Genomic DNA, 12,349 nt, shown 5'->3' with positions numbered 1-12,349 from the left:
ATCGACGACCACATCGCCAGGCCCCGCGACGACGTGTTGTCCGCGATGATCGCGGCAACCATCAACGGCCAGCCGCTATCCCGCGAGGAGCTGCTCGACGTTTGCTTCCTGTTCCTCATCGCCGGACTGGACACGGTGACGGACTCGCTGGACTGCTTCTTCGTGTACCTGGCGCGCCATCCCGATCACCGTCATCAGTTGGTCGAGGAGCCCGAGGTCTTGCCGGGTGCGATCGAGGAATTGCTGCGTTGGGAGACACCGGTGCCCGGCGTCGCGCGCGTCGCAATGCAAGACGTCGAGGTCGGCGGTTGCCCGATCAGCAAGGGGGAGCGGGTCAGCCCGTTGCTAGGCGCAGCGAACACCGATCCCGCTGAATTTCCGGATCCGGAAGTCGTGGATTTTCGCCGGAACCCGAATCGGCACCGCGCATTCGGCGGGGGCCCGCACCGCTGCCTCGGTTCCCACCTGGCCCGCATGGAGCTGCGGGTCGCGCTGCGTGAATTCCACCGCCGCATACCGGATTACGAGATCAAGCCCGGCACGCAGCTGACGTATACAGCCGCGTTGCGGTCGGTGGAATCGTTGCCACTGATCTTCCCGGCGTCATGACCCGCGTCTGCCTTGACGCTGACCTCTGCACGGGCCACGGGCGCTGCTACACCCTGGCGCCCGATGTTTTCGACGCCGACGAGGTGGGCCACTGCATCGTGCTCGCCGACGAGGTCTCGGGAGAACTCGAGGCGCAGGCCGTCACCGCCGAGCAGAACTGCCCGGAGCAGGCAATCACACTGTCCCGCTGAGGTTTAGCTGAAGCAGACGACGCTGCGCGCACCCCGCCCGGCGGTCATGTCGGTGAACGCCGCCTCGACGTCGTCGATGCCGATCCGTCGCGTCACCAACCCTTCGAGGTCGAGTCGGCCACGCTGCGCAAGCTCGGCGAGCACCGGGATATCGCGTGCCGGGTCACTGGCGCCGTAGACACTCCCCTGGACCGTCTTGCCGTCGGCCATCAACGAGAGAGCCGGAAACGACACCTCTTCCGAGATCCCCGCGGCGCCCACCAAGGTGACCTTGCCGCCGCGCCGCGTCGCTTCGTAGGCCGCCCGGATCGTGGCTGGCTTGCCCACCACCTCGATGCCGTGGTCGACCCCGGCGCCGCGGGTGAGGTCGCGTACCGCGGTGCCGAGGTCGACCCGGCTCACGTCGACGGTGTGGGTTGCGCCATTGGCGAGGGCGGCGGGGAGTTGGGCGGCCATCCGGTCGGCGGCGATGATGGGCGCGGCGCCGGCCAGCCGGGCACCCTGGATCGCGGCCAAACCCACACCGCCACAGCCAATTACGAGCACGCTCTCCCCCGGCCGGACGGCCGCGGTGCGCAGCACGGCGCTGACGCCGGTGGTCACACCGCACCCCAGCAGCGCGGCGAGATCGAGCGGTAGGGACGCGTCGACCGGCACCACCGCCGCGGCCGGCAGTAGCGTCTCTTCGGCCAGCGAACCGACGCCCATTGCGGGCCATACGGGTCCGCCGGCGCTCTCGGCGTAGGGCCCGCCGTAGGCGTGGTCGTATGCGTGCAGGCACAGCTGTGGCTCGCCGCGCAGGCAGTGGGGGCAGGACCGGCACGACACGAGCCAGGTCAACACGACATGGTCGCCGGGCTTGACGTTGGTGACGTCGGCGCCCACCTCGGTGACGACCCCCGCGCCCTCGTGGCCGAGCGTGGACGGCAGCAATGTCGGGATGGATCCGTCCCGCAGCGACAGATCGCTGTGGCAAACACCGCTGGCGCGCAGTTGGACCCGCACCTCGTGCTTGCCGAGCGGCCGCAGCTCCACCTCTTCCACCGATGTCGTCCCGACCTCGCGGAGCACCACCGCCTTCATGGAACCACTCCTGTGATCCTGGTCATAGCGACTTACGATGGCCGCACGACCGCATCGGGTCAAGGGTGCCCTGACCGCGGGTGAGGAGACGAGTGATGAGACCGTCGGCCACGCCCCCGCCGCCGACCGCGCCCAACTCGACGCCGCGGTGTCGGCGGCGCGGCGAGCGGCGCCCGGGTGGCGAGCGCTCGGCGTCGCCGAGAGGGTTGCCGCCATCGCGGGCGCGGCAACCACGGCGGCCGGACAGCTGGCCGCAAGCCACGGCGCGCGGCTGTACACCCGCGAGCACGGAAAGGTGTTGAGCGAGGCCAACTTCGAAATCAGCGCCGGACCGGGCCTGGCCGCCTTGATCGGATCGATGGCCGAGGCGGCGCTGGCGCCCGAGCAGGTAGATCCCGGCGCGATGTATCCGCGGCTGCACCGGGAGCCCTACGGTGTGGCCGCCCTCGTGCCCCCCTTCAACTGGCCGTTGGCGCGTCCGTGTGGACCGGGGATGACGCGCTCGCCGACCGGATCACCGGTCAGCTGGTAGCGGGCACCGTCAGCGTCAACTGCCATGGCCTTGCCGCCCAGGACCCGCGCCTGCCGTTCGGCGGCTGCGGCCAGTCCGGCATTGGCCGCGAACTCGGCTTCGAGGGCATTCGGGCGTTCACGCAGCCGCGGGCGTTCGTGCGGCACCCGGTTCCGGGCTAGGGCCCGTTTCAGCCCGGCGGCATGGGCGGAAGCGGTATCCACACCCTCGTCCAGCAGGTGCAGTCGCCGCCAGGGTCCTCCGGCTGAGGAACAACAACAGGAGGGGGCGGCTGTTGCGCTGGAGGCGGAGACATTTTTCGCGAGGGCGGTATCGCGATCGGCCGCGGTGGTGGCTGCATCTGCGTCGCCGTCGGCGGCGGTGGTTGCGGGAGCGGCGGCGGGTCCGGGTCGTTGATCTGACCCGCGGGAACCGCCCCAATCAGCGAGGCGCTGCTGTGCGTCGCTTCCTGCCACGTCGCCGGCGAGGCGGTAGCCACGGTGAAAGCGGGCAGAATTGCGCCGCCGGTAAGCACCCCGATCGCGGTAACCAGGGCGCCGGCGTGGCTGGTGATGTTAGTGAACATGGCAGGGGTTTCCATTCTGCTGAGATTGACAGCCTGCTGGTCGGGTTCCGTGAATGCGCTCGCAGCGATTCCTTTGACAGCCGTGTCCGTCGCCTGTCGGGAGCCAGCGAACACACGACGGCTGCGGGTTGTTCATCTGACGGACGCTAGCCCCGGCCAGCACCTACCGATCCCAAACTATTGCCGAGGGCGGAATCCTCTGCCTCGATACCCAATCGAAGTCCAGAAAGCACAGCGCCTATTTCGAGCGCATAACGGCGGCAAGGCCGTAGCCCCGGTCGAAGATCCGCGCACGTCTTGAGGGATCGGCCCATACTTGAGGAGTGTCGACATTTCACGGGCTCTAAGTCGCCGCACTCGCCGAGAAGTAGAGGCAGTTCTTGCCGAGGCGGAAGTGGAGGACATAATGATCATCTTTTACTCACTGGCCGCAGCGTTGGGCTTTGGTGTGCTCTTGCTGGGCACAAGCGTTCGGATCGTCAAGCAATTCGAACGAGGCGTCGTCTTTCGTTTCGGGCGTGTGCAACCCGATGTCCGTGGGCCGGGGCTCACGCTGCTGATGCCAATCGCTGACCGCCTCCAGAAGGTGAACATGCAGATCATCACCATGCCGGTGCCCGCGCAGGACGGCATCACCCGCGATAACGTGACCGTGCGTGTCGATGCGGTGATCTATTTCAATGTTGCGGACCCAGTACGTGTGGCCGTCGACGTCCAGGACTATATGTCCGCTATTGGCCAGGTCGCGCAGACATCGTTGCGTTCGATCATCGGCAAAAGCGAGCTCGACGACCTACTCTGCAACCGCGAGGGTCTCAATCAGGGCCTGGAGTTGATGATCGACAGCCCCGCTTTGGGCTGGGGTGTGCACATAGATCGCGTGGAAATTAAGGACGTAGTACTGCCCGATTCGATGAAACGGTCGATCGCGCGCCAAGCCGAGGCGGAGCGTGAGCGGCGGGCGCGGGTGATCACCGCCGACGGCGAACTGCAGGCATCCGAAAAACTGGCCCAAGCGGCCGAGACGATGACCGCGCACCCGGCTGCGCTTCAGTTGCGGCTCTTGGAAACCGTGGTCGAGGTCGCCGCGGAAAAGAACTCCACCCTGGTGCTTCCCTTCCCCGTCGAACTGCTCCGGTTCTTGGAACGAGCAACACCGGAAGCATTGGGGACCCTGAGCCCCCAAGCCGCCATGTCGCCTGCTTCGGCCGCGGCTTCGAACAGAGAGATGCCGAAGTTGGACCCGCCACAGATCCCCGATGACGCCAGCGGTCTGGAAGTCGACACACGCATAGCGGGTCGGTAGTACGGCTGAACGGGTCGCGTTCGAAACGAGTAGTTTCGCGCTGATCATCCAGGGGACGAGGCCGCGTGACTCTTTTGGCTACGTACGCCCCGGTCGAATTAATCTCTCACCCAACAGATCTCACGGAACCGCTGGGTAGCTATGTCGCAGCGTGGCTGGCCCGCGCAGCCGCGCGTCGTGAGGCTTCTAGGTGCTCGGCGGCGGTGACGACGACCGCGTCACACCCGGGGTACACCGTCGCTTCGTGCCCGCTCACCAGCCAACGCACGACGTATGGCGGAGAGCCGTCTTGAGAGCGCACCTCGAGGATCTCAGCATGTTGATCATGCTGTTCGGTGGTGGCGCCCTTAACCACGAGGTAGTCGCCGACATGCGCTTTCATCACCCGCTCCGTTCTCGTCCTGGTGAGGCCCCGGCCCCTTAATCCTGCGCGCGTTCGTCGCATAACGGAAGCGTCATTAGCTACTGCAGCTTTCCGGCGCAGCCGACCACCTAGGGCCTGCCTTGGGCGCGCGTTTGGGAGTTAAGGAATCTCGTAGACCACGATCTTGTCGGCGATGCCGCGCAGCGCGGCCTCCTTCTTGATCGGCCGGATCGCCTCCCTCTCGAGAATGGCGGCGGCGCCGGGCGCCTCGATCACGGGACCGGTGATGTGAATCTCCTGCGAGGTCGACAGGCTCTGCACCCGAGCCGCGATGTTGACGGTCTGGCCGAAATAGTCCTGCCGCTCGTTGAGCATCACCGCGAGACACGGCCCCTCATGGATTCCGATCTTTACGATCAGGTCCGTCCTGCCACGTTCGGCATTGAGCTTGTCCATAGCGGCCCGCATCCGGAGGCCCGCGGCGAGCGCGTGGTCGGGCTGGACAAAGGTTGCCATCACAGCGTCCCCGATCGTCTTGACCACCGCGCCCTTTTCGGCCGCGATGATTTCCAGGAGCGCGTGAAAGTGCGCGCGCACCAAGTCGAATGCGGCGAGGTCGCCAACCCGTTCATAAAGCGCGGTGGACCCCTTGAGGTCGGTGAAGAGAAACGTCAACGAGGTGATCTTCAGACGCTGATTGAGGTTGAGGTTGTCCGCTTTGAACACGTCGCGGAACGTCTGGTTCGACAGCATCCGCTTGGCGGTGAGGAACGGCCTGCGCTTGCCCAGCAGCCGGTGGAGCGCCTCGGCCCCGACAAACACGGTGGGCAGCGTCCGCTGGCTCGACTCGTTGTCGAGCGTGAGCCGCAACGGACCCGGGCGCAACGTGCTCGATGCGGTCGGCGGATGCGCTTTGTTGAAGATGCGCCCGAGTTGCTGAGGTTCGTCGGTCGGCTCGCCCTCGACGTCAATGAAATGCGCGGAATGCGTCACCGGCTCGAAAACGATGATGAATTGCGGCGCAAGGTCCATCGACAGCACCGCCTTTTCGCCGGCGGGCAGCTCCAGCGCATCCAGTGTCACTTCCTCGGTCAGCGAGGCAAAGGAATCCTGGTCGAGCTCAATGCCCGAACTCCAGAACACCTGCTTGTAGTACTCCCATAACGGCAGCGTGTTGGGATCGTGGGCGGCGATCCGCCTGACCTTTGGACACACGGTAAAAGCGACCTCGACCTGCTCGTCGACGGAAGGCTCATAGCCGCAGGCGCATAATCCACAGTGGTAATCATCATTACGCAGCGATTTCAGCGTGTCGTGCACGTCCAGCACGCCGCTGCAACCGGGACAAAGCACGTTCCAGGCGAGATCGAACAGGCCAAGTTGCGAAGCGTGCAGGAAGCCGGAAATCACTTTCTCTTCGTCGAGACCGGTGCGCCTGGAAAAGTCCAGAGCGTTGATCCGGTTGAGCTCATGATCTTCGCCGGCCTCGATCAGCCGTGCGATGGCATCCGCGACGGCGCCATCGGCCTTCTGCTTCAGAGCCGATAACTGGGACCGGACGTCGCTCATGGCTCCAACCTAAATCGCATCGCAACCTGCCTGGCAATATCCCGAAGCCGTCTCGCCACGATTAAATTGAACGCTCTCGCTTAGTCGTCTATTTCGGCGGACGGTTCATGGTGGTGTTTCTCGCGTCCTGGAAATTGCGGATCACGCTGAATCGACGCGCCCGGCTTCGGCGTCACTCTGCGCCTCGCGGTGGCCGAGGTCTGCGGCCTCGCTGAGACCGAACCGATCATGCAGGCGGACAAGGGCTTTCGGTGCCCACCAGTTGGCCCGGCTGAGCACATGCATGAACGCCGGCACCAGCATCACCCGCACCAGCGTCGCGTCCACCAGGACGGCCACCGTCAGTCCGAGCCCGAACATCCGCATGAAAGAGACCTGCGCGGCCATCAGGGCGGCGAACGAAATCGACATCAGCAGCGCCGCCGCGGTGACAACCCGGCCGGTGCGAGCGAGGCCCAGGGCGACACTCTCGTCGTTGTCGGGACCCGTGCGGCCCGAGTCCAGCCAGTACTCCCGGATGCGTGACACCAGGAACACCTCGTAGTCCATCGAGAGCCCGAATGCGATACAGAACAACAGCACCGGGAGGTTGACCTCCAGCGTGCCGGTCGCCGTTGACCCGAGGCCGCCGAGATGTCCGTCTTGAAAGACCCACACCAGCGCACCGAACGCCGCGCTCAGGGAGAGGATGTTGAGCAGCACGGCTTTGACCGGGAGCACGACGCTGCCGGTCAGCATGAAAAGCAGGGCCAGTGTGATGACGGCGATGATGCCGAGCACGAGGGGCAGCCGCACGGTGATGGCGTGCACGCTGTCGCGGCTGATCTGGGCGACGCCGGCGAATTGCACTCGGCTGCCGGACGGCGGCGGGACTGCGTGCAGCCGGTCGAGCTGAGCGGCCGACGCGTCGGAGAACAGCGCAGCCGTGCTGCCGACGGTGAAAAACGCGCTGCCGTCTTTGATTCCGGTCGGCGCCGACGGCGGCCCCGCGATCGTGCCACGGATGAACGTGCCCGTGGGTGCGGACACCGACGAGACATCCGGAACCTGTGACAACGCGGCGGCATACCGGCTCAGATCATCGGGACCGACCGCGCCCGCCTCACGGAGCACCACGGTGACGTTGGTCGCCGAGTCCACAGCGAAGTCGGTGCGAAGTTGATCGCCCACCTGGCGAGCGGATGCCGACTTGGGCAGGACGCGATCGTCGGGGAAGCCCCATTTCACGCCGAGGAACGGAGCGCCGAGGAACAGCAGCAGCGCGACGATCGCGATACCGATCGGCACGGCCCGCCGCATGACGAATTTCGTTGAGCGATACCAGAATGTCTGCTCCACCGGCTGCGGCTGCGGCTGCGGCCGGCCCATTGTTCGGCGCAGCAGGCGACGCAGGCCCAGGGAGTCCAGGCGCGCTCCGACCAACACGATCGCCGCCGGGGTCACGACCACCGCCGCCGCCGCGGCGAACGCGACCACGGCCACGCCGGCGTATGCGAACGACTTCAAAAAGTACTGCGGGAACAGCACCATGGTGACCATCGACAGCGCGACGGTCATCGCCGAAAACAGCACGGTGCGGCCCGCGGTGACCATCGTGCGGACCAGGGCCTCGTTCCGGTCGGCGCCCTCGGCCAGTTCGTCGCGGAACCGGCTCAGAATCAGCAACGTGTAGTCGATGGCCAGCGCCAGGCCCATCGCCACCGTCAGATTGAGCGCGAATATCGACACGTGGGTGAACAGCGAGATGGTGTGCAGCACGGCCATCGAGCCAAGGATCGCGAAGCCCCCGACAGCCATCGGCAGGGCCGCGGCCACCAGGCCGCCGAAGACCCAGACCAGCACCACAAAGCTCAGCGGGATGGCGATCGACTCCATGTGCAGCAGGTCTTTTTCGGTCTGCGCATTGACCTGCGCATAGACCATCGCGACACCACCGGCCCGCACTGTGACGCCGTCGCGGTCGTGCACGAGTTCGCCGGCGAGCTGCTTGGCGTGCTTCTGCGCGTCGGTATCTCCCCCCGAGATGCCCGCCACGATGAGCCCGGTCTTCCCGTCCTTACTGATCAGGGAGGGTGTTGCCAACGGCGGAGAAGTCCAGGGGGACGCCACCTGGCCGACGTCCGGAGAGCCCTGCAGTCGTTGCACGATCTCCATTCCGACCGCCCGAGCCGCGGGGCTCTGCACGCCGCCGTCGGAGGTGACAGTAATCAGCATGTCCATGTCGCCCTGGTGGAATTTCTCCGATAACAGCGCCGCTGCTTGTGACGACTCGGATCCAGGGTCTTGCATGCCACCCGCGGACAGGCTCTTGGTGACGGGTATGCCGAAGATTGCGGTTGCAATCATGACCAGCACGGCGGCTGCGATGATGCGCTTCGGCGCAGCAATGGCGAGTCGGGCGATCACCTGCAGCACGACGGTCCTTCCGGCTCGCTCGATGAGCGGGATCAGCTCACAGTATCTGAGGCCGATGCGGACGCAAGCTGCACAGCCCGATCGGGTCCTAATGCGCACATTGGACACCGGGGCAGGCCCGCCGCCGACTTTCGGCGCAAATCCCAGCAGCCAAGGCGAAAAACCGGGACGCCAATTGCCGCGGGCATCAAAAGCTTTCGGTATCCGGTTTACGCTTTGTGCGCGCGGCTTGAGTGGCCGCTACCGGCGATTTGGCAGTCCTGGGCAGAGCGTGAAGTAGGCCGCGGGACCGGACTCCGGACCGCACGACGCCGATGTCCGTCATATCGCCGCGTCGTCGCGGACTCGCCAACACCGGGGCCGACATCTCGGCCAATATCCCGTCGAAGCCAAACGGTAGACCCTGACCAGAAGCGCGTGGCGCGGCAGGAAAAAGGGTAACCGCCCCTTGACCTATTAGGCGAACCCATAAAAGGACACACAATGAGCGGCGCGGACAAAGCTCGCAACAAGGTGCGACAGGTCACGGGCAAGATCAAGGAGGCTACCGGCCGCGCAGTCAACGACCCTGCGCTCGAGGCCGAGGGTCGGGCCGACCAGCGGGCGGCTCATTTGAGAGATGCCGGCGAAAAGGTCAAGGACGCATTCCGGCCGCGCCGGCACCGGCAGATCTAGTCGATCAAGACCCGCGCGAGATGCCCGCGGCGATCAGTCCCACGCACGTCGTTCGGCGGGCCACCTCCGAGCGATCCGCACGCATCGCGGCGCGCACCGGGTATGTCATCAGCGGGGTTATTCATCTGCTGATCTCCTACCTCGTCGTTCGAGTGGCACTGGGGCACAGCAGTAACGCGGATCAGAGCGGTGCGTTGACGACCATCGCCGACACCACGGGCGGTTTCGCCTCGCTGTGGGCTGTCGCGGGCGCACTGGTCCCTTTGACACTGTGGCGGCTTGCCGAAACCGTCGATGGACTGCACCCGGCGGAGCACCGGCGCGATCCGCGAGATTTCCGAGCGGTCAACCGGCTCAAGGCATTCGGTCTCGCGTTGGTGTACGCGGGGGTCGCGGTCACCGCAGCTCAGTTCGCGCTCGGGAGGCGCAAATCGAGCGCCGCACAGAACGCGGGGCTCAGCGCCCGGTTGATGCACTCCACGCAGGGTAAAGCAATCCTCATTGTCGCCGGCATCGTTATCGTCGCGATCGGCGGCTACTACGCCTTCAAGGGGGCGTCGCGCAAATTCTTGAACGACCTGACCGTGTCGCCGGGGCGGGCGCTGACTGCGCTGGGCGTCTGCGGCTATGTCGCCGAAGGCATCGTCCTGGCCGGGGCCGGGGTGTTGGTTGTCATTGCCTCGGTTCGCACGGATCCGTCGAAGGCCACGGGTCTCGACGGTGCGGTGAAGGTGCTTCAGCAGGCGCCGTTCGGCACAGCGTTGATCGTGTTGGCCGCAAGCGGGTTCGCCGCTTACGGCCTGTACAGCTTCGCCCTGAGCCGCTACTCGCGGATGTGAGCGCGGTAGCCCCAGGACGTTGACACGCCCGAAAAACCGACGATAGTCGAAGGCTATGGCGCTGCTGCCAGACCCCGACCCGCGTCGGCGGCAGCATGTCGTGATCTCGGTCGACGACCACGTCATCGAACCGCCCGACATATTCGTCGGACGGCTTCCCGCGGCGCTGGCCGACCGGGCGCCCAAAGTGGTCGAGACCCAAGACGGGCGTCAGGTGTGGCGCTACGAGGGCCGGGAGTACCCCAACATCGGGCTCAACGCCGTAATCGGGCGACCGCGTGAAGAATGGAGCATGGACGCCGCCCGCTTCGACGAAATGCGGCGTGGCTGTTGGGATGTCGACGCCCGAATCGCCGACATGGAGCTGGCAGGCATTTGGGCGTCGCTGAACTTTCCTTCGCTGATCGCCGGATTCGCCGGCACCGTGTTCTGGAAGAGTGACGACCCGGAACTGGGTTTGGCGACGCTGCGGGCCTGGAACGACTGGCATCTGGAGGTGTGGGCCGGCAGCTACCCGGATCGCATTATCCCACTGCAGCTGCCATGGCTGGCCGACCCGCAACTCGCGCCCGAGGAGATCCGCCGTAACGCCGCGCGCGGTTTCAAGGCGGTCAGCTTTCCGGAGCTGCCCGCCCAGTGCGGGATTCCCAGCCTGCACAGCGGCGTGTGGGATCCGTTCTTCGCCGCCTGCGAGGAAACCGACACCGTGGTGTGCCTGCACACCGGTTCCGCGCAGTGGGCGCCCATACCCGCGCCGGACACCCCGTTCGAAACCATCACCACGCTCTTTCCCGTGAACGGCCTAGTCGCCTGCGCGGACATGTTGTGGTCGGGCATCCCAGTGCGGTTTCCGCGGCTGAACTTCACGCTGGCCGAGGGGGGACTCGGCTGGGCCGCGATGCTCGGCGACCGCGCCGACTACGTTCTGGCGCACTCCGCTTCGGGACATGAAGGCGGCGCCTGGAAGGGCGACCTGCTGCCCAGCGAGGTGCTGCGGCGCAACTTCTGGTTCTGCTCGATCGACGACCCGCACGCGTTCAGTGCGCTGGACGCCATCGGCGCCGACCGAATTCTCGTTGAGAGCGACTACCCGCACGCCGATTCGACGTGGCCCGACACCCAGCAGGTGGTGGCGCGAAACGTCGCCGGGGTGTCGGTCGAGGACGCCGCCCGGATCACCCACCGCAATGCGGCCGAACTGTTCCGCCACCCGTTGCCGGACGACGGGTGGCTAGCCGCGGCGCAGGCGTAGGAGGCCTCACATGCTCGACCTGCTCATCCGCGACGCCGAGATCGTCGACGGCACCGGCGCACCCACCCGCCGCGGCGACGTCGGTGTCAGCAACGGGCGAATTGTGTCGGCCGATCCAACAGGTCAGGTCGATGATCTCGCGGCGAAAATCGTTGAGGCGCAAGGACAGACGCTGGCGCCCGGGTTCGTCGACCTGCACACCCACTACGACGCCCAGCTATTCTGGGACCCGACTGCCAGCCCGTCGGTACAGCACGGCGTCACCACGGTCTTCGGCGGTAACTGCGGTTTCACGCTCGCACCCGCGGCATCCGAGCAGCAGGACTACCTGACCCGCATGCTCGCCCGGGTGGAAGGGATGCCGCTGGACGCGCTGCGGGCTGGACTTGATTGGGGCTGGGCGTCTTTCGGTGACTGGCTGAACCGCCTCGAGGGTCGCGTCGCCGTCAACGCCGGTTTCCTGGTCGGCCACTCGGCGCTGCGGCTGGCCGCGATGGGCAGCGACGCCGTGGGCGGCGAGGCCGACGCACAGCACATCGAAAAGATGGTCGCGGTGCTGCATGACGCGCTGGGCGCTGGCGCGCTGGGGCTGTCGACGTCGCAGTCGCCCACGCACAATGATGGTTCCGGCCAGCCGGTGCCGTCCCGCAGCGCGACGCGCGACGAACTGGTGGCACTGGCGGCCGGCCTCCGCGACCATCCCGGCACCACGCTCGAGGCGATTATCGCGGGGTGCCTGTCGGGCTTCACCGACGACGATCTCGCGCTGCTCACCGACATGTCGAAAGTCGCCGACCGGCCGCTCAACTGGAACCTGCTCGGCGTCTCGGCCGCCAACCCCGACGGGCACCGTCGGCAGTTACGCGCCCACGAGTTCTCCGCCGAACGCGGCGGGCGGGTGGTGGCGCTCACGTTGCCGCAAGCCATGAAGATCCGACTGTCGTTCCTG

General features: G+C 66.2%; 14 protein-coding genes. 9 read left to right on the top strand and 5 right to left on the bottom strand.

All coding sequences use genetic code 11. The annotated features are described in order from the left end of the window. A partial coding sequence (locus tag JO059_RS13335) for a cytochrome P450 (RefSeq protein WP_293319391.1) occupies positions 1-609 on the top strand: 609 nt, incomplete at its 5' end. Beyond that, positions 606-800 carry a ferredoxin gene (locus JO059_RS13330; RefSeq protein WP_293319389.1) on the top strand — a complete coding sequence of 65 codons (195 nt, stop codon included), beginning with the start codon at positions 606-608 and terminating at the stop codon, positions 798-800. The genes JO059_RS13335 and JO059_RS13330, both read left to right, overlap by 4 nt. Before the next feature lie 3 nt (positions 801-803). On the opposite strand, the gene JO059_RS13325 is transcribed toward JO059_RS13330, so the two are convergent. Then, entirely contained in the window at positions 804-1,883 is a 1,080-nt protein-coding gene (locus JO059_RS13325; protein ID WP_293319387.1) for a Zn-dependent alcohol dehydrogenase, read from the bottom strand. 37 nt (positions 1,884-1,920) lie between these two features. Between JO059_RS13325 and JO059_RS13320 the strand changes: the two genes are divergently transcribed. After that, positions 1,921-2,415: an aldehyde dehydrogenase family protein gene (locus JO059_RS13320; RefSeq protein ID WP_293319385.1), complete on the top strand. Its 495-nt coding sequence runs from the start codon at positions 1,921-1,923 to the stop codon at positions 2,413-2,415. Next, positions 2,364-2,576: an aldehyde dehydrogenase family protein gene (locus tag JO059_RS13315; protein ID WP_293319384.1), complete on the top strand. Its 213-nt coding sequence runs from the start codon at positions 2,364-2,366 to the stop codon at positions 2,574-2,576. Before JO059_RS13320 ends, JO059_RS13315 begins: the two co-directional genes overlap by 52 nt. Before the next feature lie 8 nt (positions 2,577-2,584). On the opposite strand, the gene JO059_RS13310 is transcribed toward JO059_RS13315, so the two are convergent. After that, on the bottom strand, positions 2,585-2,995 hold the full coding sequence (locus JO059_RS13310) for a hypothetical protein (RefSeq protein ID WP_293319383.1): 411 nt from the start codon (positions 2,993-2,995) through the stop codon (positions 2,585-2,587). A gap of 391 nt (positions 2,996-3,386) precedes the next feature. Between JO059_RS13310 and JO059_RS13305 the strand changes: the two genes are divergently transcribed. Further along, positions 3,387-4,286 (top strand): SPFH domain-containing protein, encoded by a 900-nt coding sequence (locus JO059_RS13305; protein ID WP_293319393.1) that lies wholly within the window; start codon positions 3,387-3,389, stop codon positions 4,284-4,286. A gap of 139 nt (positions 4,287-4,425) precedes the next feature. Here the strand turns inward: JO059_RS13305 and JO059_RS13300 are convergent, their stop codons facing one another. From JO059_RS13300 to JO059_RS13290, 3 genes are all read right to left on the bottom strand, one after another. Beyond that, on the bottom strand, positions 4,426-4,668 hold the full coding sequence (locus tag JO059_RS13300; RefSeq protein ID WP_293319381.1) for a DUF1918 domain-containing protein: 243 nt from the start codon (positions 4,666-4,668) through the stop codon (positions 4,426-4,428). A gap of 141 nt (positions 4,669-4,809) precedes the next feature. Then, complete coding sequence (locus JO059_RS13295) at positions 4,810-6,219, bottom strand: adenylate/guanylate cyclase domain-containing protein (protein ID WP_293319379.1); 1,410 nt, start codon at positions 6,217-6,219, stop codon at positions 4,810-4,812. 141 nt (positions 6,220-6,360) lie between these two features. Beyond that, positions 6,361-8,634 (bottom strand): MMPL family transporter, encoded by a 2,274-nt coding sequence (locus JO059_RS13290; protein ID WP_293319377.1) that lies wholly within the window; start codon positions 8,632-8,634, stop codon positions 6,361-6,363. A 483-nt stretch (positions 8,635-9,117) separates the two neighbouring features. Between JO059_RS13290 and JO059_RS13285 the strand changes: the two genes are divergently transcribed. The 4 genes from JO059_RS13285 to JO059_RS13270 form a co-directional block, all read left to right on the top strand. Beyond that, positions 9,118-9,309, top strand: a complete 192-nt coding sequence (locus tag JO059_RS13285) for a CsbD family protein (protein WP_293319375.1) — start codon at positions 9,118-9,120, stop codon at positions 9,307-9,309. A 20-nt stretch (positions 9,310-9,329) separates the two neighbouring features. Then, positions 9,330-10,148 carry a DUF1206 domain-containing protein gene (locus tag JO059_RS13280; protein ID WP_293319373.1) on the top strand — a complete coding sequence of 273 codons (819 nt, stop codon included), beginning with the start codon at positions 9,330-9,332 and terminating at the stop codon, positions 10,146-10,148. Positions 10,149-10,203: 55 nt separating this feature from the next. After that, on the top strand, positions 10,204-11,400 hold the full coding sequence (locus tag JO059_RS13275; RefSeq protein WP_293319371.1) for an amidohydrolase family protein: 1,197 nt from the start codon (positions 10,204-10,206) through the stop codon (positions 11,398-11,400). A 10-nt stretch (positions 11,401-11,410) separates the two neighbouring features. Continuing rightward, positions 11,411-12,349, top strand: a 939-nt coding sequence (locus JO059_RS13270; protein ID WP_293319369.1) for an amidohydrolase family protein, incomplete at its 3' end; no start/stop codon positions are given.

Origin of the sequence: Mycobacterium sp. (genome assembly GCF_019247615.1) — a bacterium.
Classification (GTDB): domain Bacteria; phylum Actinomycetota; class Actinomycetes; order Mycobacteriales; family Mycobacteriaceae; genus Mycobacterium.
This window is presented reverse-complemented; position numbering and strand designations above follow the sequence as displayed.